General features: G+C 72.1%; 19 protein-coding genes and 1 pseudogene. 14 read left to right on the top strand and 6 right to left on the bottom strand.

Features of this window, described 5'->3' with window-relative positions; all coding sequences use genetic code 11:
- The first annotated feature begins 39 nt into the window (after positions 1-39).
- Together arc and dop are read left to right on the top strand one after the other, a co-directional pair.
- Complete coding sequence (gene arc / locus AB0M79_RS26925) at positions 40-1,821, top strand: proteasome ATPase (RefSeq protein ID WP_357541464.1); 1,782 nt, start codon at positions 40-42, stop codon at positions 1,819-1,821.
- 138 nt (positions 1,822-1,959) lie between these two features.
- Positions 1,960-3,474, top strand: coding sequence for a depupylase/deamidase Dop (dop, locus tag AB0M79_RS26920; protein WP_364218571.1), 1,515 nt, complete (start codon positions 1,960-1,962; stop codon positions 3,472-3,474).
- Positions 3,475-3,669: 195 nt separating this feature from the next.
- Here dop and AB0M79_RS26915 read toward each other — a convergent pair.
- Positions 3,670-3,969 (bottom strand): annotated as a pseudogene (locus AB0M79_RS26915) (ricin-type beta-trefoil lectin domain protein); the annotation flags it as partial.
- A gap of 592 nt (positions 3,970-4,561) precedes the next feature.
- On the opposite strand from AB0M79_RS26915, the gene AB0M79_RS26910 reads away from it, so the two are divergent.
- From AB0M79_RS26910 to prcA, 3 genes are all read left to right on the top strand, one after another.
- The gene (locus AB0M79_RS26910) at positions 4,562-4,777 is read left to right on the top strand and encodes a ubiquitin-like protein Pup (RefSeq protein ID WP_212819336.1); all 216 of its coding nucleotides are present in this window, start codon (positions 4,562-4,564) and stop codon (positions 4,775-4,777) included.
- 220 nt (positions 4,778-4,997) lie between these two features.
- Positions 4,998-5,837, top strand: a complete 840-nt coding sequence (prcB, locus tag AB0M79_RS26905) for a proteasome subunit beta (protein WP_364218568.1) — start codon at positions 4,998-5,000, stop codon at positions 5,835-5,837.
- A 61-nt stretch (positions 5,838-5,898) separates the two neighbouring features.
- Positions 5,899-6,732: a proteasome subunit alpha gene (gene prcA, locus AB0M79_RS26900; RefSeq protein WP_364218566.1), complete on the top strand. Its 834-nt coding sequence runs from the start codon at positions 5,899-5,901 to the stop codon at positions 6,730-6,732.
- 78 nt (positions 6,733-6,810) lie between these two features.
- Here the strand turns inward: prcA and AB0M79_RS26895 are convergent, their stop codons facing one another.
- Positions 6,811-7,845: a glycosyltransferase family 2 protein gene (locus AB0M79_RS26895; RefSeq protein WP_357541482.1), complete on the bottom strand. Its 1,035-nt coding sequence runs from the start codon at positions 7,843-7,845 to the stop codon at positions 6,811-6,813.
- A 90-nt stretch (positions 7,846-7,935) separates the two neighbouring features.
- Positions 7,936-8,850: a dTDP-4-dehydrorhamnose reductase gene (gene rfbD / locus AB0M79_RS26890; protein WP_364218563.1), complete on the bottom strand. Its 915-nt coding sequence runs from the start codon at positions 8,848-8,850 to the stop codon at positions 7,936-7,938.
- A gap of 95 nt (positions 8,851-8,945) precedes the next feature.
- On the opposite strand from rfbD, the gene rfbA reads away from it, so the two are divergent.
- The 3 genes from rfbA (at position 8,946) to AB0M79_RS26875 (ending at position 11,546) form a co-directional block, all read left to right on the top strand.
- Positions 8,946-9,806, top strand: a complete 861-nt coding sequence (gene rfbA, locus AB0M79_RS26885; RefSeq protein ID WP_364218561.1) for a glucose-1-phosphate thymidylyltransferase RfbA — start codon at positions 8,946-8,948, stop codon at positions 9,804-9,806.
- Between the two features lie 102 nt (positions 9,807-9,908).
- Entirely contained in the window at positions 9,909-11,267 is a 1,359-nt protein-coding gene (gene pafA, locus AB0M79_RS26880; RefSeq protein ID WP_357541488.1) for a Pup--protein ligase, read from the top strand.
- An 81-nt stretch (positions 11,268-11,348) separates the two neighbouring features.
- The gene (locus AB0M79_RS26875; RefSeq protein WP_364218558.1) at positions 11,349-11,546 is read left to right on the top strand and encodes a hypothetical protein; all 198 of its coding nucleotides are present in this window, start codon (positions 11,349-11,351) and stop codon (positions 11,544-11,546) included.
- 18 nt (positions 11,547-11,564) lie between these two features.
- Here AB0M79_RS26875 and AB0M79_RS26870 read toward each other — a convergent pair whose 3' ends face one another.
- On the bottom strand, positions 11,565-12,650 hold the full coding sequence (locus tag AB0M79_RS26870; RefSeq protein ID WP_364218556.1) for a DUF3866 family protein: 1,086 nt from the start codon (positions 12,648-12,650) through the stop codon (positions 11,565-11,567).
- An 83-nt stretch (positions 12,651-12,733) separates the two neighbouring features.
- Here AB0M79_RS26870 and AB0M79_RS26865 point away from each other — a divergent pair, with 83 nt between their 5' ends.
- The 6 genes from AB0M79_RS26865 to AB0M79_RS26840 all read left to right on the top strand — a co-directional run bounded on the left by AB0M79_RS26865 (position 12,734) and on the right by AB0M79_RS26840 (position 17,494).
- Complete coding sequence (locus tag AB0M79_RS26865) at positions 12,734-13,729, top strand: WYL domain-containing protein (protein WP_357541494.1); 996 nt, start codon at positions 12,734-12,736, stop codon at positions 13,727-13,729.
- On the top strand, positions 13,726-14,784 hold the full coding sequence (locus tag AB0M79_RS26860; protein WP_364218554.1) for a YafY family protein: 1,059 nt from the start codon (positions 13,726-13,728) through the stop codon (positions 14,782-14,784). Before AB0M79_RS26865 ends, AB0M79_RS26860 begins: the two co-directional genes overlap by 4 nt.
- Before the next feature lie 10 nt (positions 14,785-14,794).
- Positions 14,795-15,043: a hypothetical protein gene (locus AB0M79_RS26855; RefSeq protein WP_364218552.1), complete on the top strand. Its 249-nt coding sequence runs from the start codon at positions 14,795-14,797 to the stop codon at positions 15,041-15,043.
- A 229-nt stretch (positions 15,044-15,272) separates the two neighbouring features.
- Entirely contained in the window at positions 15,273-15,554 is a 282-nt protein-coding gene (tatA, locus tag AB0M79_RS26850; protein ID WP_357541500.1) for a Sec-independent protein translocase subunit TatA, read from the top strand.
- Between the two features lie 10 nt (positions 15,555-15,564).
- Complete coding sequence (gene tatC / locus AB0M79_RS26845) at positions 15,565-16,500, top strand: twin-arginine translocase subunit TatC (protein WP_364218549.1); 936 nt, start codon at positions 15,565-15,567, stop codon at positions 16,498-16,500.
- A 109-nt stretch (positions 16,501-16,609) separates the two neighbouring features.
- Positions 16,610-17,494, top strand: coding sequence for a diacylglycerol kinase family protein (locus AB0M79_RS26840; RefSeq protein WP_364218716.1), 885 nt, complete (start codon positions 16,610-16,612; stop codon positions 17,492-17,494).
- Positions 17,495-17,498: 4 nt separating this feature from the next.
- Here AB0M79_RS26840 and AB0M79_RS26835 read toward each other — a convergent pair whose 3' ends face one another.
- Both AB0M79_RS26835 and AB0M79_RS26830 read right to left on the bottom strand, forming a co-directional pair.
- Positions 17,499-19,400, bottom strand: coding sequence for a glycoside hydrolase family 15 protein (locus AB0M79_RS26835; protein ID WP_364218547.1), 1,902 nt, complete (start codon positions 19,398-19,400; stop codon positions 17,499-17,501).
- 67 nt (positions 19,401-19,467) lie between these two features.
- Positions 19,468-20,268 carry an HAD family hydrolase gene (locus AB0M79_RS26830; RefSeq protein ID WP_364218545.1) on the bottom strand — a complete coding sequence of 267 codons (801 nt, stop codon included), beginning with the start codon at positions 20,266-20,268 and terminating at the stop codon, positions 19,468-19,470.
- Positions 20,269-20,310: the final 42 nt, after the last annotated feature.

Below are 20,310 nucleotides of genomic sequence, written 5' to 3'. Positions count from 1 at the left end.
GGGTTATGGCAGAACGTTCGAGCCCCGGGGAGGTGGGACGTGGCACGCAGTGACGACGCGGACTCGCGCGCCGCACGGTGGGAGAAGGAGGCCAACGATCTCTCCACCCAGGTTGCGTTCCTCCAGGAGGAACTGGCCTTGGTGCGGCGTAAGTTGACCGAAAGCCCCCGACACGTCCGGCAGCTCGAGGAACGGCTCGCGGCAACGCAGGCGCAGCTGGCCCGGCTGACCGAGAACAACGAACGCCTCGTGACCACGCTCAAGGAAGCGCGGTCCCAGATCGTCACACTCAAGGAGGAGATCGACCGCCTGGCGCAGCCGCCGAGCGGTTACGGCGTCTTCCTGACCCGACATGAGGACGGCACGGTCGACGTGTTCACCGGCGGCCGCAAGCTGCGGGTGGCGGTGTCGCCGTCGCTGGAGGTCGACGAGCTGCGTCGCGGCCAGGAGGTCCTGCTCAACGACGCGCTCAACGTCGTCGACGCGTTCGGCTTCGAGCGGGTCGGTGAGGTCGTGATGCTCAAGGAGGTGTTGGACAACCCCAGCGGCGGACCGGGCGACCGGGCCCTGGTGATCTCCCACGCCGACGAGGAGCGGATCGTCCACCTCGCCGACACCCTGATCGGCTCGCCGCTGCGCGCCGGTGACTCGCTGATGGTCGAACCCCGTTCGGCGTACGCGTACGAGCGGATCCCGAAGAGCGAGGTCGAGGAGCTCGTCCTCGAGGAGGTTCCCGACGTCGACTACACCGACATCGGTGGCCTCCAGGCCCAGATCGAGCAGATCCGCGACGCGGTGGAGCTGCCGTTCCTGCACGCCGACCTGTTCCGCGAGCACCAGTTGCGACCGCCGAAGGGCATCCTGCTCTACGGCCCGCCCGGCTGCGGCAAGACGCTGATCGCCAAGGCGGTCGCCAACTCGCTGGCGAAGAAGATCGCCGAGCGGCGGGGCGAGGAGAAGCACACCAGCTTCTTCCTCAACATCAAGGGCCCCGAGCTGCTCAACAAGTACGTCGGCGAGACCGAGCGGCACATCCGGCTGATCTTCCAGCGGGCCCGGGAGAAGGCCGGCGAGGGCACCCCGGTCATCGTGTTCTTCGACGAGATGGACTCCGTCTTCCGCACCCGCGGTTCCGGTGTCTCCTCCGACGTGGAGAACACGATCGTCCCGCAGCTGCTCAGCGAGATCGACGGTGTCGAGGGCCTGGAGAACGTCATCGTCATCGGCGCCTCCAACCGGGAAGACATGATCGACCCGGCGATCCTGCGGCCCGGCCGGCTCGACGTGAAGATCAAGATCGAGCGTCCGGACGCCGAGGCGGCCAAGGACATCTTCTCGAAGTACATCCTCACCGGGCTGCCGCTGCACCCCGACGACCTGGCCGAGCACGGCCAGGACCCGCAGGCCACGGTCGGCGCGATGATCGAGTCGGTCGTGCTGCGGATGTACTCCGAGACCGAGGAGAACAAGTTCCTCGAGGTCACCTACGCCAACGGTGACAAGGAGGTCCTCTACTTCAAGGACTTCAACTCCGGCGCGATGATCCAGAACATCGTCGACCGGGGCAAGAAGATGGCGATCAAGGAGTTCCTCTCCTCGGGTCGCAAGGGGCTGCGCCTGCAGCACCTGCTCGACGCCTGCGTCGACGAGTTCCGCGAGAACGAGGACCTGCCCAACACGACCAACCCCGACGACTGGGCCCGGATCTCCGGCAAGAAGGGCGAGCGGATCGTCTACATCCGCACCCTGGTCTCCGGTGGCAAGGGCGCCGAGGCGGGCCGGTCGATCGAGACCGCCAGCAACACCGGCCAGTACCTGTAACGGAACGACGGTGACGGGGCGGCAGGGATGCCGCCCCGTCACCCGTATCCGGAGACCGCCGCGCCGCGACGTGGCCGGCGCGGTGGCACCGGCTCCGACTACGCTCGACAGTATGGGCGTGCAGAGCGGGGAGGCGGCGTGAGCGTACGGCGGATCATGGGCAGTGAGGTCGAGTACGGCATCTCGGTGCCCGGCCAGCCCGGAGCCAATCCGATGGTCACCTCGTCACAGGTGGTCAACGCCTATGGCGCGCGTCCCGAACTGAACCGGGGCGGCCGCGCGCGGTGGGACTACGAGGAGGAGTCGCCGCTGCGCGACGCCCGCGGCTTCACCTACTCCGGTTCGGCGTACGACCCGGCCGAGGCGCTCGCCGACGACGACCTGGGGCTGGCCAACGTCATCCTGACCAACGGCGCCCGGCTCTATGTCGACCACGCGCACCCGGAGTATTCGACCCCGGAGGTGACCAACCCGCTGGACCTGGTCCGGTGGGACAAGGCGGGGGAGCGGGTGATGGCCGAGGCGTCGCGGCGGGCGGCGACGATCCCGGGCACCCACCCGATCCACCTCTACAAGAACAACACCGACAACAAGGGCGCCAGCTACGGCGCCCACGAAAACTACCTGATGCGCCGGCAGACGCCGTTCGCCGACATCGTCGCCTACCTGACCCCGTTCTTCGTCACCCGACAGGTGGTCTGCGGTGCCGGCCGGGTCGGCATCGGCCAGGACGGCTCCCAGCCGGGCTTCCAGATCTCCCAGCGTGCCGACTTCTTCGAGGTCGAGGTCGGCTTGGAGACGACGTTGAAGCGGCCGATCATCAACACCCGCGACGAGCCGCACTCCGACGCCGACAAATACCGCCGGCTGCACGTGATCATCGGCGACGCCAACCTGTCGGAGATTTCGAGCTATCTGAAGTTCGGCACGACCGCGCTGGTGCTGACGATGATCGAGGAAAAGGCGATGACGCCGGACTTCGGCATCGCCGACCCGGTCAGCGAATTGCGGGCGGTCAGCCACGACCCGTCCCTGAAGCACCTGATGCGGCTGCGCGACGGCCGCCGGCTGACGGCGCTGGACCTCCAGTGGGCCTACTACGAGCGGGCCAGCGCGTTCGTCGAGGACCGCTACGGCACCGACGTCGACGAGGCGACCGCGGACGTACTGGCCCGGTGGGAGAGCGTGCTCGACCGGCTCGGCCGCGACGCGATGCTCTGCGCCGGCGAACTCGACTGGGTGGCCAAGCTGCGGCTGCTGGAGGGCTACCGGGAGCGGGAGAAACTCGCCTGGGCCTCGCACAAGCTGCAACTGGTCGACCTGCAGTATTCCGACGTACGGCCGGAGAAGGGGCTCTACCACCGGCTGGTGGCCCGCGGCTCGATGGCGACGCTGCTGTCCGACGAGGAGACCCGTTCGGCGATGGTGCAGCCGCCGGAGGACACCCGGGCCTACTTTCGGGGCCGCTGCCTGGCCCAGTACGCCTCCGAGGTGGTCGCCGCCAGCTGGGACTCGGTGATCTTCGACGTCGGCCGGGAGTCGCTGGTGCGGGTGCCGATGATGGAGCCGGAGCGGGGCACGAAGAAGCACGTCGGCGCGCTGTTTGACCGGTGCGTCAGCGCCAAGGACCTGCTCGAGGTCATCACCAACTGATCCGCCGGGCCGGCGTCGGTCCGGGCCACGCGTTACGACGGGAACTCCGGACAGTCCATGCCGACGGCAGGTCTCCCGCCGCCGGCATGGACGGGCGGCGCCGGTCGACGCGAAACTCCCGCCACACGGGTCGCCGTGTGGCGGGAGTTCGCTAGTCCTCAGGGTGCCCGCATATCTGCGGGAGTGGTGGTCGTACCACCAGTGCCACGACTGGGCAGCAGGGGAGCCGGAGGCGCAGGCCCAAACCGGTACCTTCGCGCCGTTTCCGCTCGTTGAGGTATCGGCATCCAGGCAACGGAATCCGGAGTTGCCGGTGTAGAGCTGGAGCGGGCCGTATGCGTACCAGTTCTGTGGCTCCGAGAAGGTCGGGCTGCAGCCCCAGAGCTGAACTTTCCCGCCGTTTCCGGTCGAGTTCACGTCCTGGTCCAGGCACCGTCCACTGTGTGCGTTCTGGATGACGAACCGCTGGTCCGTGTACTGGTAGACGTACCACATCTGTAGGCTGGCTCCGGGCTGACAGTTCCGTAGGGGACGGCGGTCTGCATCGGGGGTACGAGGTTGGCGGCGGCCCGCTCGGCCTCGGGAACGGGAACGAAACTCAGGCCGTTCGGCGTCGCCGCCTGGTTGATTCTGGTGGCCTCGTTCTGCGGAGCGGCCGTGGCCGGCGCCGCGATCGCTGTTGTGGCGGTGAGCACCGTCAGGATCAGTGCTGCCGTGGACCAGAATCTCCTGGGTCGAATCACGTGAAACTCATTCCGCAGAGGCAGCGATGCCAATCGATCACTGCGTCATGTGGTCATGCTATTGCGCAGCGTATTGGCAAGCGGGGGTGGTATCGCTTTGCGTCATTGTTGAATAACTGTGTGTTGGCTGCGTGCGGGTTGAATATTGGATCCTCCGGTTGATCGGCCCGCCGGCGCCGCCCCCGCCGTCCGGCCGTGGACCGTCCGGCCGCTTCGGTGGTGCCGCTGACCCCTTCGTGGCGGTCGGGTCCGGATCAGCGCAGCGCGAAACCTGGCGTGCGGTCGGGCGCCGCGGCGGCGCGGCGAGGTAGATTTTGACCAGGCGATGTTGAGGAGGCACGCACATGGCTACTCGTGACACCGGCGGTCAGTCGCAGTCCGGAAAGGCCCGTCGTGACGAAGAGGTCGACGAGGTAACGGCCGAGGCGAATCCCGAGGTCGCCGAGCGGCACGCCGAGATCACCGAAGACGTCGACGACCTGCTCGACGAGATCGACTCGGTGCTCGAGGAGAACGCCGAGGAGTTCGTCCGCGGTTACGTCCAGAAGGGCGGCCAGTAGCCGTCCGGTCCTGTTAGGACTGGTCTGTCCCGGTGGCCGGCGGTGGTACGCCGGCCGGTGGTCACCGGGACGGACGCGGCCGGCGTCGACACCGCCGGCGCGATGATCGCGTCGGCCGGACCGGCGAGATAGTCTGCTTCAACTGCACCGGCGGCCCGGGTCGTCCCGCCGACGACCGGACGGCCGTGGCCCAAAGGCGATCCAACCTGAGAGGAACCACGTGGCAGCGGGTTTTGATCCATCCGGGCGGCTTCCTGATGTGTTCACCAACGTGGGGACGTCCTCCTTCACACAGTTCCTGAGCCTGGCCGCACCCGAGCTGCTGCCGGGCCGCCGGCCGCTGCCGCCGGGCACGGCGGCCGACCTCGCCCCGCACGCGACGACGATCGTGGCCATCACCTGCGCCACCGGCGTGGTCATGGCCGGCGACCGGCGGGCCACGATGGGCCACCTGATCGCCCAGCGCGACATCGAGAAGGTCCACCCGGCCGACGCGTACTCGCTGGTCGGCATCGCCGGCACCGCCGGCATCGGCATCGAGCTGATGCGGCTGTTCCAGGTCGAGCTGGAGCACTACGAGAAGATCGAGGGCGCGATGCTGTCCCTCGACGGCAAGGCCAACCGGCTCGCCGCGATGATCCGGGGCAACCTGGGTGCCGCGATGCAGGGTCTGGCGGTGATCCCGCTCTTCGCCGGCTTCGACCTGTCGGCCGCCGACCCGGCCAAGGCCGGCCGCATCTTCAGCTTCGACGTCAGCGGTGGCCCCTACGAGGAGACCGGCTACGACGCGATCGGCTCCGGCTCGCTGTTCGCCCGCTCCGCGTTGAAGAAGCGGTTCCGGGCGGGGCTGCCCACCGGCGAGGCCGTACGGCTGGCCGTCGAAGCCCTCTACGACGCCGCCGACGACGACACCGCCACCGGTGGTCCCGACCTCACCCGGAAGATCTACCCGGTGGTGATGACCGCGACCGCCGAGGGCACCCACCGGCTCACCGACGCCGAGACGGCCACGGTCGCCGAGGCCGTCGTCGCCGGCCGGATGGAGAACCCGGGCGGCTGACGTCCGGCCGGACCGCCCGCCGTAACAACCCGTCGTCACCAGGTCGAAGGAGAGCCGCTTCGTGGCCATGCAGTTCTACGCCTCGCCCGAGCAGATCATGCGGGACCGCTCCGAGCTGGCCCGCAAGGGCATCGCCCGCGGGCGCAGCGCGGTGGTCCTCAGCTACTCCGGCGGGGTGCTCTTCGTCGCGGAGAACCTGTCCAGCGCGTTGCACAAGGTCAGTGAGATCTACGACCGGATCGGCTTCGCCGCCGTCGGCCGCTACAACGAGTTCGAGAACCTGCGCCGCGCCGGCGTGCGGATGGCCGACATCAACGGCCTCAGCTACGACCGCCGCGACGTCACCGGCCGGGCCCTGGCCAACTTCTACGCCCAGATCCTCGGCACCATCTTCACCGAGCAGTCCAAGCCGTTCGAGGTCGAACTCTGCGTCGCCGAGGTCGGGGCCACCCCGGACGACGACGAGATCTACCGGCTGACCTACGACGGGTCGGTCAACGACGAGCCGGGCCTGATGGCGATGGGTGGTCAGGCCGAGGCGATCGCGTCCGCGCTGCGCGCCGACCGGCAGGACGACATGTCGCTCGGCGACGCCGTCAAGCTCGCCGTCAAGGCGCTCGGCAGCGTCGGTGGCGAGGGCGGCGCGGTCCGGACGATCGCCGCCAACCAGCTCGAGGTGGCGGTCCTCGACCGGCGCCGCACCGGGCGTACGTTCCGGCGGATCACCGGTGCGGCGCTGACCGCGCTGCTCGACGGCGACGACGCCAAGGCGGGCGAGTCGACGGCCGACGACGGGCCGAAGCAGCCGGCGGCCGGCCCGGAGAAGCCGACCGTGTCGGCCGCGTCCGCCGATCTGGAGGGCAAGCCGGAGCCGGAACCCGACGCCGGCGAGTGACGCCGCCGTGAACCACACCGCCCGCCCGGGATCGATCCCGGGCGGGCGGTCACGTGTGGAGCGCCGGGGCGTACGGGGTCAGATCCAGCGCCGGACCAGCCGCCAGTAGGCGGACATCGCCGCGTTGAGCACCCCGACGCCGGGCGGGCTGATCAGCGGGGTGTCGAACCGGTCGGTCAGCACCCGCATCCACTCCCGGTCCGGGACGGTCCGCTCGGTCTGCAGCATCCGCCGCCGGGTCCGCAGGTGCCGGCGGTGCTGCCACAGCCAGCGGTAGCCCTTCAGCTTGTCGCGCAGCCAGCCCTCCTTGGTCGCCAGCAGGAGCATCACCAGCTCCAGGGCCAGGAACGGCCCGCCGAGCAGGAAGAGGGCGCGGCCGGACCACAGGGTGCTGACGAACATCAGCCGGTTGCGTTCCACCAGGTAGTACTTGAAGCTGTTGCGGCTGAACTCGTAGCGGTGCAGGGCGACCGCGTCCGGCACGTTGACGACCCGCAGCCCGACCCGCCAGGTGCGGATCGACAGGTCGGCGTCCTCGTGGTAGGCGAAGTAGTGGTGGTCGAAGCCGCCGAGGCGGTCCCAGTGCGCCCGGCTGGTGACCAGGCAGGCGCCCATCGCTCCGGCCGTCTCGGTCGGCTCGGACCGGGTCTCCCGCTGCCGGAAGCCGCCGATCCAGCTCACCCCGAGCACGTGCACCTCGTTGCCGCTGGAGTTGAGCAGCTCCGGCTCGTCGGCCAGCCGTACGGCGCCGGCGGCGATGCCCACGTCGGGCCGGGTGACCAGTTCCTCGACCAGCCGGGCCAGGGTGGTCGGTTCGACGATCGCGTCACCGTTGACCAGGGCGACGTAGTCGCCGGAGGAGGCCGAGACGCCGAGGTTGCAGCCGGCGGAGAAACCGAGGTTCTCGCCCTCGCCGACCACGACGACGCCGGGCAGTTCGGCCAGGACGGTCACGTCGTCGGTGGTGCAGCCGTTGTCGACCAGCACCACCTCGACGTCGACCTTGGCGGAGGCGAGCAGCGACTCGACCGACCGGCGCAGCAGCGGCTCGGCTTTCCAGGCCAGGACGATCGCACTGACCCGGGGCAGCCCGCCGGTGTCGGTGTCGGACATGTGCAGGTCTCCTGGGGGATTCGGGTGCGGAGGCCGGCGGCCGCCGGCCGGGGCGGGACCGGCGGCCGGGCCGCCGGGGTTCAACCGGATTCAGGTCGGCCAGTCGCCGGACAGCGCCTGCGTCAACTGGTCGTGCCAGTCTGGCATGGGGGACAGCCCGGCGAGTGCCCAGCGGGCGTGTCCGAGGACGCTGTACGCGGGGCGGGGCGCCGGCCGGCGGAAGTGTTCGCTGGTGGTGGGGCGGATCCGGTCCGGGTCCAGCCCGCGCAGCGCGTACGCGGCCCGGGCCAGTCCGTACCAGGTGGTCCGGCCGGACGCGGTGCCGTGGTAGACCCCGGCCGGGGCCCGGCCGGCGCGGGCGGCGTCGCCGAGCGCGACCAGGCGGCCGGCGAGCGCGTACGACCACGTCGGCTGGCCGTGCTGGTCGTCGACCACATCGAGGGTTTCCCGCTCGGCGGCCAGTCGCAGCATGGTGGCGACGAAGTTGCGCCCGTGCGCGCCGTAGAGCCACGCGGTGCGCACCACGTAGCCGGTGTCGGGAAGCAGTCGGGCGACCGCCTGCTCGCCGACGAGTTTGCCGCGCCCGTACGCGTTGACCGGCGCGGTCGGGTGGTCCTCCGGGTACGGCTCGCGGCCGTCGCCGGCGAAGACGTAGTCGGTGGACACGTGCAGCAGCCGGGCGCCGGTGGCGGCGCAGGCGGCGGCGAGGTTGGTGACGCCGGTGCCGTTGACCTCGGTCGCCTCGGCCTCCCGGGTCTCCGCGGCGTCGACGTCGGTCCACGCCGCGGCGTTGACGACCAGGTCGTGCCCGGCGACCGCGGACTTGACGGCGGCGGCGTCGGTGAGGTCGAGGTCGGCGCGGGTGGCGGCGGTGACCCGCGCGCCGGGGTGCCGGCCGAGGACGGCGAGGAGATCGTGCCCGAGCATGCCGCCCGCGCCGGTGACCAGCCAGCGGGCCGGGCCGGTGCCCGGCGTGGCGGGGCCGGCGGTGTCGAGGTCGCTCACGGGTTCGGCAGTCTACGCGACACCGGCCGGGCGGCGGTAAAGCGCGGGGGACCCGGGGGAGGGTGTCGCGGCCGTGCGGCCGGTAGGCTCCGCCGGTGCGTGGAATCCTTCTGGCCGGCGGGACCGGCTCCCGCCTGTGGCCGATCACCCGGGCCGTGTCCAAGCAGCTCATGCCGGTGTTCGACAAGCCGATGATCTACTACCCGCTGTCCACACTGATCATGGCGGGGGTCAGCGAGATCCTGGTCATCACCACTCCCGACGACCAGTCGCAGTTCCGGCGGCTGCTCGGTGACGGCAGCCAGTGGGGGTTGCGGCTGGAGTACGTCGCCCAGCCGCGACCGGAGGGCATCGCGCAGGCGTTCGTCCTCGGCGCGGACTTCATCGGCGACCGGTCGGTCGCGCTGATCCTGGGCGACAACATCTTCCACGGCGTCGGGCTCGGCCGGCAGCTCGCCGACCCGGGGGAACTCGTCGGCGGCCGGGTCTTCGCCTACCAGGTGGCCAACCCCGAGGCGTACGGCGTGGTCGACTTCGACAGCGACGGCCGGGTGCTGTCGATCGAGGAGAAGCCGGCGAAGCCGAAGTCCCGGTACGCGGTGCCCGGCCTGTACTTCTACGACAACCGGGTGGTCGAGATCGCGCGCGGCCTGACCCCGAGCGCCCGCGGCGAGCTGGAGATCACCACGGTCAACGAGACCTACCGCGAGGCCGGCGAGCTGTCGGTGACGGTCCTGGACCGGGGCACCGCCTGGCTCGACACCGGCACCTTCACCTCGCTGGTGCAGGCGGCCGAGTTCGTCCGGGTGATCGAGGAGCGTCAGGGGCTGAAGATCGGCTGCGTCGAGGAGGCCGCCTGGCGGGCCGGACTTATCGACGACGATCGTTTGCGTGAACTGGCCGAGCCGTTGACCAAGAGTGGATACGGCGACTACCTGCTGGAACTGCTGGCCTGATCGGCGGGGGCGGGACGTACCCGGGATTTTTGCCGGCGGGTCGGCGCGGCGTGCCGGTCGCGACAGTGACCATCGGCGGCTCCGGCCGGCTAATGTCTGTTCATGGAACGGCGAATCTTCGGTATCGAGACCGAGTACGGCGTCACCTGTACCTACCGCGGCCAACGGCGACTCTCCCCCGACGAGGTGGCCCGCTACCTCTTTCGCCGGGTGGTCTCCTGGGGCCGGTCGAGCAACGTCTTCCTCCGCAACGGCGCCCGCCTCTACCTCGACGTCGGCTCCCACCCCGAATACGCCACCCCGGAATGCGATTCGATCGTCGACCTGGTCGCCCACGACCGGGCCGGCGAGCGGATCCTCGAAGGGCTGCTCGTCGACGCCGAGAAGCGGCTGCACGACGAGGGCATCGCCGGCGAGATCTACCTGTTCAAGAACAACACCGACTCGGCCGGCAACTCCTACGGCTGCCACGAGAACTACCTGGTGTCGCGGCACGGGGAGTTCGGCCGGCTCGCCGACGTGCTGATTCCGTTCCTGGTCACCCGGCAGTTGATCTGCGGCGCCGGCAAGGTGCTCCAGACCCCGCGCGGCGCGGTCTACTGCCTGTCGCAGCGGGCCGAGCACATCTGGGAGGGCGTCTCGTCGGCGACCACCCGGTCCCGGCCGATCATCAACACCCGCGACGAGCCGCACGCCGACGCCGAACGCTACCGGCGGCTGCACGTGATCGTCGGCGACTCGAACATGAACGAGGTCACCACGCTGCTGAAGTTCGGCAGCGCCGACATCGTGCTCAAGATGATCGAGGCCGGTGTCGTCATGCGCGACATGTCGCTGGAGAACCCCATCCGGGCGATCCGCGAGGTGTCGCACGACATCACCGGGCGGCGCAAGGTCCGGCTGGCCTCCAACAAGGAGATCAGCGCCCTGGAGATCCAGCAGGAATACCTGGCCAAGGCGACCGAGTTCGTCGAGCGGCGCGGCGGCGACGAGACCGCCAAGCGGGTCGTCGAACTGTGGGGCCGGGTGCTGCGCGCGGTCGAGACCGGCGACCTGGACCCGGTCGCCCGCGAGATCGACTGGGTCACCAAGCTGAAGCTGCTGGAGCGCTACCAGAACAAGCACGACCTGCCGCTGTCCCATCCGCGGATCGCCCAGATGGACCTGGCCTACCACGACATCCGACGCGGGCGCGGGCTGCACGGCCTGCTGGAGCGCCGGGGTCAGGTCGACCGGGTCGTCAGCGACCTCGACGTCTTCCAGGCCAAGGAGACGCCGCCACAGACCACCCGGGCCCGGCTGCGCGGGGAGTTCATCCGGCACGCGCAGGAGAAGCGCCGCGACTTCACCGTCGACTGGGTGCACCTGAAGCTCAACGACCAGGCCCAGCGCACCGTGCTGTGCAAGGACCCGTTCCGGGCGTACGACGAGCGGGTCGAGCGGCTGATCGCCAGCATGTGACACCGGCCGGGGCCGTCCGCCCACCTTCGCGGGCGGCCCGGACCGGGCGGGTTCCGGCCGGCACGGTAGGCTCTGCTGCCTATGGCCGAGCCGGACGAGGAACGCCTTGAGGACAGCCCCGAGCGGGTTCGTCAGGGCTGGGTCAACCGTCGGCGGGAGAAGATCGCCGCCGAGATCGAGCGCAACCGGCGCGGCGACTACAAGGTGCCGACGTGGGTGCTCGCCACCATTCTCCTGCTGGTCATCGCCGCCTGGGCGGCCCTGGTCATCCTGAGCTGACCGCCCGTTCGCGGCCGCTCATCCGAGCAGCGCCGCCGCGTGCCGGCCGGCCGCCGCCGCCGCGAGGAAGTAGCCGTGGTCGGCGTCCAGGCCGCGGCCCATCGTCGACAGGCCGACCGGGCTCGCCCGCAGCGCCGCGTCCAGCCCGGCCGGATCGACCCGGACGATCCGGTGCCGGTCCCGCAGCGGTGCCAGGGCCGCCTCGACCTCACCGGCCAGATCGGCGTCGAGCCCGCCGGGCAGCACCAGGTCGGCCGGCGCCAGCGCGACCCGGCCGTACGCGGTCACGCTGTGGTGCGACAGGCCCCGGTGGCGGGGGCGCGGGTCGGCGGCCGAGATCCGCAGCGACCCGACCGGCCGCCCGCCGAGCGCGGCGACGGCGTTGACCGCCTCACCGACCGCGACGCCGGAGAAGCCCCAGCGGGTGCCGGTGCCGAGGTTGCCCGGCCCCTGCGCGACGACCGCGACGTCGGCGCGCAGCGCGTGCCGGGCGGCGAGCAGCCCGCTGTGCACGTTGGTCGCCTCCAGGTCGCCACCGAACGCCTGACCGACGGTGACGGTGCCGGCCAGCGTGCCGCGCAGCCCGTCCAGGGTGCGGGAGAACCACGCCGGTAGCGCACCGCCGTCGGTCATCACGTACGCCACCCGGACGTCGGGCCGGTCGGCGCGGATGCCGGCGACGACGGCCGGCAGCGCCGAGTGCAGGTCGGCGGTGACGACCGGCATCCCGGCCACGTCGTGGGCGTCGGCGAGGACCGCCCGGTGCGGCGACGCCTCCTCGTCGGCGCCGAGCAGGATCGGCTGCAACGGGGTGTAGCGGGCCTTGACCAGGTGGCCGGCGTCGCGGGTGGTGCCGTCCTGCGGCGGGTCGGTGGGCAACCGGTCCGGCAGCGCGACGACCAGCGCGTACCCGCCGGTGCCGAGCCCCATCACCAGGGCGCCGACGTTGAGCAGCACCCGGTCGCCGGGCGCCGGGTCGCCGACCAGTTCGGGGTAGGCGAGGGCACGCAGGGTCGCCCCGTCGGGCAGGGCGACGTCGAGTTCGGCCGCCCCGTGCCATCGCCGCCGTACGGCCACCACCGTCGCCGACCGCCACCGCACCATGCGTGCACGCTATCCGTACGGCGCGGTGGGACGCCCCGGCGGGGTGTACGCACACGCGTACGGACACTGCTAGCGTCTGGGGCGTGTCCCGGACCCGCACCGAACGCCTGGTCAACCTGGTCATCTGCCTGCTGTCGACGCGCCGGTTCCTGACCGCCGCCCAGATCGCCGCCACCGTGCCCGGCTACGAGCACGACCCCGAGGACGCCCGCGACCACGAGGCGTTCCAGCGCAAGTTCGAACGGGACAAGGCCGAACTGCGTGATCTCGGTGTGCCGCTGGAGACCGGCACCGCCAGCGCCTTCGACACCGAGCCCGGCTACCGGATCGCGCAGCGCGAGTACGCCCTGCCGGAGATCCCGCTCGAACCCGACGAGGCCGCCGCCGTCGGCATCGCCGCCCGGCTGTGGCAGCACGCCGGGCTGGCCGCCGCGGCGTCGTCCGGGCTGGCGAAGCTGCGGGCCGCCGGCATCGACGTCGACCCGCAGGCCACGCTCGGTGTCGAGCCGGTCGTCACCGTCGACCCGACGTTCGCCCCGCTGACCGCCGCCGCCCGCGACCGGCGCACGGTCACCTTCGACTACCGGATCCCGGAGAACGACGCGGCCAGCACCCGCAAGCTGCAGCCGTGGGGCGTGGTCTGCTGGCGGGGCCGGTGGTACGTGGTCGGCCACGACGTCGACCGCGACGCCACCCGTTGCTTCCGGCTGTCGCGCATCGTCGGCGCGGTCAAGGCCACCGGCCGGCCGGGCGCGTTCACGCCGCCGGCCGGGGTCGACCTGATCAGCCACGTGGCCCGCTGGTCCGGGCCGGTGGAGCGGACCGGGCGGGCCCGCGTGCTGGTGCGGCCGGGCCGGGCCGCCGGGCTGCGCCGCTGGGCACAGGAGACGGAGACCGGTCCGGCCGGCGACGTGCTCGTGCTGCCGTACGCCGACCCGGAGCGGCTTGCCGGCGCGCTGGTCGGCTACGGTGCCGACGTACGGGTCCTGGAACCGCCCGAGGTACGCGAGGCCGTTGTGCAACGACTCAAGGAGATCGCCGCCCGGCACGAGGCGGCGACGGCGGGAGCGCTTCGATGACCACCTCCTCCCCGGCCCGCCCCTCCGGGCCCCGGCCGTCGGCCGACCGGCTGGCCCGGCTGCTCAACCTGGTGCCCTACCTGCTGGCCCGGCCCGGCATCGAGGTCGCCGAGGCGGCCGCCGACCTCGGCGTCACCGAGCGGCAGCTCCGGGAGGACCTGGAACTGCTGTGGGTGTGCGGGCTGCCCGGCTACGGACCCGGCGACCTGATCGACATGGCGTTCGACGGCGACACGGTCACCATCACCTACGACGCCGGCATCGACCGCCCGCTGCGGCTCACCCCCGACGAGGCGCTGGCACTGGTGGTGGCGCTGCGGATGCTCGCCGAGACTCCTGGGATGGCCAACCGTGACGCGATCGAGCGCGCCCTGGCCAAGATCGAGAGCGCGGCCGGCGACCTCGGCGGCGCCCCGGTGGCCGTACGCATGCCCGGCGACGGCGACCGGGCCGACACGCTGCGCGGCGCGGTCGAGCGGGGCCGGGCGCTGCGGATCACCTACTACACGGCGACCCGCGACGAGACGTCCGAGCGGGTCGTCGACCCGATGCGGATGCTGATGGTCGGCGGCCACGCCTACCTCGAGGCGTGGTGCCGGCGGGCCGAGGCGGTCCGGCTGTTCCGCGCCGACCGGATCGACGCGCTGACCGAACTCGACGAACCGGCGGTGGCGCCGCCGCAGGCGCAGCCGCACGACCTCACCGCCGGGGTGTTCCAGCCGACCCCGGAACTGCCGCTGGTGACCGTACGCGTCGGTCGGGCCGGCCGGTGGATCACCGAGTACTACCCGTGCGAGCAGGTCCGGCCCGGCGACGGCGACGAGTGGCTGGTGTCGCTGCGGGTCAGCGACCTGGACTGGGCCCGCCGGTTCGTGCTCGGGCTCGGCCCGGAGGCGACCGTGGTCAGCCCGCCGGAACTGGTCGCCCAGGTCCGTGACGTGGCCCAGTCGGCGCTGGACGCCTACGCGGTGCCGTACGAGAGCGGGCCCGGGTTCGTGGTGGACGCCGCGCCGCCGGCCGTGCCGCGCCCGGCGAAGGCGGTCGCGACCCACTAGGCTGACCGGCGTGGTGAAGTGGATCGTGCTCGGGGTGGTGCTGTTCGCACTGCTCGTCCTGTTCCTGGCCGTACGGCCGCTGCTCGGCCGGCTGCCGGGGTTGCAGCGGGCGGCGCTGACGTTGCAGAGCCGGCAGGCCGAGGTCGCGTCGCTGCAGCACACCGCGGTCGACCTGCAGGACCGGATCGAGAAACTTCAGGAGAAGCTCGAGGTCACCCAGCGTCGCATGGAGGTCATCCAGGCCCGGCGCGGCAAGTGATTCCAGGCCCTCGTCGGCCCGCTCCGGGCAGCCTGCTCACTGTCCGTGCGCGACGGGACGGCCCGGCGCGCACGGTTAAGCTCGTCGACGGGTTGACGCGGCCCGAGTAGTTGGTCGAAACTTCACCGACCAGGCAGAACCGTAATAGACCTGGCGGGTGGCGACTGCCGTCTACGGACGTACGATGGGGCTCGACCAGCCGAGACCGACAGAACCAACTGGAGTTTCCATGGGCGCCCTCAAGCCGTGGCATATCGCTGTACTCGTGGTGGTGCTGATCCTGCTCTTCGGCGCCAAGCGTCTTCCCGACGCGGCCCGTTCGCTCGGTCGGTCTCTGCGGATCATGAAGGCCGAGACGAAGCAGCTCGCCGACGACGACAAGGACCTCGCCGAGAAGGCCGACGCGCAGGCCGCCCGCCAGCCGCTGCCGCCGAACGCGGCCCAGCAGCCGCCGGCCGCGCAGCAGGGACAGGTCGTGGACCCGGTGCAGCGGCACCGCGACACCATCTAGCCCCACCGCCGTGCGCCTAGCACTGCCTCGCCGCCGCGGTCCCAGCAAGTTCCAGCAGGCCGCGGACGGCTCGATGACGCTCGTCGACCACATCCGCGAGTTGCGGGACCGGCTGTTCCGCGCCTCGATCGCCATCGTGCTCGGCTTCATCGTCGGCTTCTGGCTCGCCGACCCGGTGTTCGACCTGCTCAAGGAGCCCTACTGCAACCTGCCGGGGATCACCAAGGCCGACGGCAGTTGCCCGATGACGCAGCTCGGCCCGGCCGACGGGTTCCTGCTCAAGCTGAAGATCGCGCTGTGGGTCGGCCTGATCGTGGCCGCCCCGGTGTGGCTCTACCAGTTGTGGGCGTTCATCGCGCCCGGCCTGCACCGCAACGAGCGCCGCTACGCGTACGCGTTCGCGGCGATCGCGGCGCCGCTGTTCGCGGCCGGCGCCGGACTGGCGTACTTCGTCGTCGACAAGGGCCTGGCGTTCCTGCTCGAGTCCGGTGTCACCGGGCTCGACACCCAGCTCGAGGTCACCCGCTACATCGCGTTCGTCACCAACATGATCCTGATCTTCGGGGTGGCGTTCGAGTTCCCGCTGCTGGTCCTGATGCTCAACTTCGTCGGGGTCGCCAGCGCCAAGCGGCTGCTGAGCTGGTGGCGGGTCGCGGTGTTCGTGTTCTTCCTGTTCTCCGCGATCGTCACGCCGACCCCCGACCCGTTCGGCATGACCGCCCTGGCGATCTGCCTGTGCGCGCTGTACTTCATGGCGGTCGGGGTGGCGTTCCTCAACGACAAGCGCAAGGGCCGCGGCAAGGAGATCTACGCCGGGATCGCCGACGACGAGGTGTCGCCGCTGAGCCACGACCCGGAGCCGGTCGAGGCGGGCAGCCGGGCCGAGACGGTGACCCCGGTCGAGGCGCCCAAGCCGATCCAGAGCCGCTACGACGACATGACCTGACGGACCCGCCGCCGGAGGGCGGGGCGGTACGGTGCTCGCCGTGACCGCTGACGATCAACCCTCCGGCGCCGGGCCCGCCGGTCCGCCACCGTCCGAACCCGACCGGCCGCTGGCGGTCCTGGTCAACCCCACCGCCGGACGGTCCCGGCACAGCGGGCTGCTGCCCGACATACTCGACCGGCTGGCCGCCGCCGGCCGGCCGCTGGCGGTGCTCGACGCCCGTACCCCCGAACAGGCCCTGGCCCGGTGCCACGCCGCGGTCGCCGACGGCGTCGCCGGGCTCGTCGCCGTCGGCGGCGACGGCACCGTCCACCAGGCGCTCCAGGCGGTCGCCGGCACCGGCGTGCCGTTCGGGCCGGTGCCGGCCGGCACCGGCAACGACTTCGCCGCCGACACCGGCTTTCCCACCGAGCCGCTCGCCGCCGCCGGCGCCATCGCCGCCGCCTTGCGCGCCGGCCGCGGCAGCCCTGTCGACCTGGCCCGGATGACGACCGCCGACGGCACGGTCCGCTGGTTCGGCGCGGTGCTCGCCGCCGGCTTCGACGCCGTCGTCAACGAGCGCGCCAACCGGATGCGCTGGCCGCGCGGCCCGCTGCGCTACGACATCGCGATCCTGGTCGAGCTGGCCCGGCTGCGGGCCAGGCGCTACCGGCTGGTGCTCGACGGCGCCGAACGGCACGTCGACGCGGTCCTGGTGGCGGTCGGCAACTGCGCCAGCTACGGCGGCGGGATGCGGATGTGCCCAGGCGCCGACCCGACCGACGGGCTGCTCGACGTCGTCGTGGTCGGCCCGGTTAGCCGGACCACGCTGGTCCGCGTCAAACCCCGGCTCTACAGCGGCACCCACGTCACCCACCCGATGGTGCGCACGTACCGGGCGGCGACCGTCGAACTGGCCGCCGACGGCATCGTCGGCTACGCCGACGGGGAGCGGGCCGGCCGCCTGCCGGTCACGGTGACCGCGGTCCCGGCCGCCGTACGGCTGCTGCGGTGAGGTCTCAGCCGCGCCGCCCGCCGCGTTCGGCCCAGGCGTGCAGGGCGTCGCGCTCCTGCGCGGCGTCCAGGTTGACGGCCGCCTCGATCAACGCCAGGTGGGTGAACGCCTGCGGGTAGTTGCCGAGCGCGGTGCCGTCGGCGGCGAGTTGTTCGGCGTACAGGCCGAGCGGGCCGGCGGCCCCGGCGAGCCGTTCGAAGATCTCGCGGGCGGCGTCGTGCCGGTGCGCCAGCACCAGCGCCGAGACCAGTTCGAAACAGCAGAGCAGGAACGCGCCCTCCTCGCCGGGCAGCCCGTCGTCGGCGGTGTAGCGCCGGACCAGTCCCGGGCCGATGGCCAGCCGTTCCTGGATCCGGTCGATCGTGGACAGCATCCGCGGGTCGTCGCCGGGCAGGAAGCCGACCAGCGGGATACGCAGCAGCGCGGCGTCCAGTTCGGTCGACCCGTACGCCAGGACGAAGCCGCCGACCTGCGGATCGTAGCCGCGGTCGAGGACCTGCGCGTGCAGGTCCGCGGCCTCGCGCCGCCACGCGTCGACCGGTGCCGTCGCGTCGCCGAGCAGGCCGGCGAGCCGGATGCCGCGGTCCAGGCAGACCCACGACATCACCTTGGAGTAGACGTACTGCTGGCGCGGTGCCCGGATCTCCCAGACGCCGTGGTCGGGTTCGCGCCACCGCCGGGCGATCGTCTCCACGTGCCGGCGCAGCGAACCCCACTGGTCGGCGGCGAGGTCACCGGTCAGCTCGTGGAAGGCCAGCGCCGCGTCCAGCACGTGCCCGTACGTGTCGAACTGCACCTGTTCGGCGGCGCCGTTGCCGACGCGGACCGGCCGGGAGCCGGCGTAGCCGCCGAGGTGGGTCAGGATCCGCTCGTCGTCGCTGGTCGTCTCGCCGCCGATGCCGACCAGCGGGTGCAGGGTCCCGGCCGGCGCCTGGCAGACGTCGATCAGGAAGCGCAGGTAGCGCCCGCCCTCCTCGTGGTGGCCGAGCCGGAAGAGGGCGAGCAGCAGCAGCGCGGCGTCGCGGTGCCAGGTGTAGCGGTAGTCCCAGTTGCGTACGCCGCCGATCTCCTCCGGCAGCGAGGTGGTCGGGGCGGCCAGCAGCGCCCCGGTCCGGTCGAACGACAGCCCCCGCAGCACCAGGGCGCTGTGCCGGACCAGGTCGGCGCCGTACCCGGCGTAGTCGCTGCGGGCCGACCAGTCCCGCCAGGTGCCGACGGTCTCGTCGAGCAGGCTGGCGGCATCGGCCGGGGCGGGCGGTTCGCCGTAGCCGAGCAGCAGGGTGGCCCCGTCGCCGGCGGTCAGTTCCAGGTCGGCGGTGAGGGTGGTGCCGTCGGTCCGCAGCGGCAGGTCGGTGGACAGCCACAGCGGTGTGCCCGCCGCCCGCCACCGGTCGCCGTGGCGCTGCCAGCCCGCCGGCCGGGCGCCGTGGTCGGCCCGTACGTCGAGCCGGACCCGCAACCGCACCGTGCCGCTTTCCACGCTGACGTGACGGACCAGGACGTGCCGGGCGCGGACCGGGCGGTCGGGGTGGCCGGTCGTGGCGGCGAGGAAGTCGTGTCCGACGGCGACCCCGTCCGGCGCCGTGTGCCGGGTCTGGAGCACCAGTGTGTCCGGCAGGTAGCGGCGGTCGGGGGCGTCGGCGCCGTCGACCCGCAACTCGAAGGCGCCGCCGGCCCGGCGGTCGAGCAGCCGGGCGAAGACGGCGTCGCCGTCGAACCGCGGCACGCAGAACCACTCGACCGCGCCGTCCGGCGCGACCAGCGCCGCGGTGTGGGTGTCGGACAGGAAGGCGTACGAGTCGATCGGCGGGAACGCGTCGCTCACGTCGCCTCCGGGCGTGTGGCGGGCGGCCGCCCGGTCCTCCCGTCGCGCCGGATCGCCGGCCTGTGCCGCATTATCGTCCACCGCCCCTCCTGATCTCCCGGGAAGGGGCTACCCCGGCCCGCGGCGGCGAAAACTCCTCGGGGGCGGGTCAGCGGTCGGTGACCGCCAGGTCCAGGACGGCGGCCAGGCCGTTGGCCCGTCCGGGGTCGGCGGCCGGCAGCACCAGCACCGCGCAGCCGGCCCGGACCGCCCCGGCGTCGGCCGGGGTGTCGCCGACCATGAGGACCCGCTCCGGATCGACCCGCAGCATCCCGCACGCCCGGTGGAAGATCGCCGGATCGGGTTTGCAGCGCCCGACCTCGTACGACAGCACGAAGGCGTCGACCAGGTCGGCCAGCCCCCACGCCTCGAACAGCGGCCGGACGTCGAAGCCGATGTTGCTGACCAGTGCCACCGGCACCGACGCGTCGCGCAGCGCCCGCAGGGTCGCGGCGGTGTCGGAGTACAGCAGCCAGCCGTCGGGACGCAGCAGCCGGTCGTAGAGGGCCTCGGCGAGCCCGTCCACGCCCGAGTCGACGGTGGCGGCCAGCCCGGTGTAGGCGGACCGGTGGGCGTGCTCGTAGAGGTCGCGGTCGGCCCACACCTCGGCCAGGTGGGGCGGCACCCGGTGCGGCAGCGGGCCGCCGGCCCGGCCGGCCGTCACCAGCCGGTCGGCGAGCACGGTGGCGCGGCCCCGGTCGAGTTCGACGCCGCATTCCCGCGCGCCGGCGCGTACCCAGGCGACCGGGTCCTCGACCTGGGCGAGCGTTCCGTGGAAGTCGAACAGGACGGCTTCGACCGGTCGGCGCGGGGGTGTCGCCGGGGCGGCCGTCGCGGGTCCGCTGGCGTGGCGAGGACTGGGCGGTTGGGGATGGTCCGGCACGCCGTGCACCTTACCGAGCGCGCTCACACCGGCCGTGGTCGGCGGCCCACCGCGAGTGTCGGGGCATGA

This window comes from Polymorphospora sp. NPDC051019, assembly GCF_040683055.1.
Lineage (GTDB): Bacteria > Actinomycetota > Actinomycetes > Mycobacteriales > Micromonosporaceae > Polymorphospora > Polymorphospora lycopeni.
The sequence above is the reverse complement of the archived record's forward strand: the minus strand, read 5'-3'. Positions and strand labels throughout refer to the sequence as shown.

Bases quoted from the DNA above. Each gene is read 5' to 3' on its own strand.
- AB0M79_RS26895 (WP_357541482.1), bottom strand. From the start codon at position 7,845: ATGTCCGACACCGACACCGGCGGGCTGCCCCGGGTCAGTGCGATCGTC.
- AB0M79_RS26870 (WP_364218556.1), bottom strand. From the start codon at position 12,650: ATGGTGCGGTGGCGGTCGGCGACGGTGGTGGCCGTACGGCGGCGATGG.
- pafA (WP_357541488.1), top strand. From the start codon at position 9,909: ATGGAACGGCGAATCTTCGGTATCGAGACCGAGTACGGCGTCACCTGT.
- AB0M79_RS26910 (WP_212819336.1), top strand. From the start codon at position 4,562: ATGGCTACTCGTGACACCGGCGGTCAGTCGCAGTCCGGAAAGGCCCGT.
- AB0M79_RS26875 (WP_364218558.1), top strand. From the start codon at position 11,349: ATGGCCGAGCCGGACGAGGAACGCCTTGAGGACAGCCCCGAGCGGGTT.
- AB0M79_RS26860 (WP_364218554.1), top strand. From the start codon at position 13,726: ATGACCACCTCCTCCCCGGCCCGCCCCTCCGGGCCCCGGCCGTCGGCC.
- tatA (WP_357541500.1), top strand. From the start codon at position 15,273: ATGGGCGCCCTCAAGCCGTGGCATATCGCTGTACTCGTGGTGGTGCTG.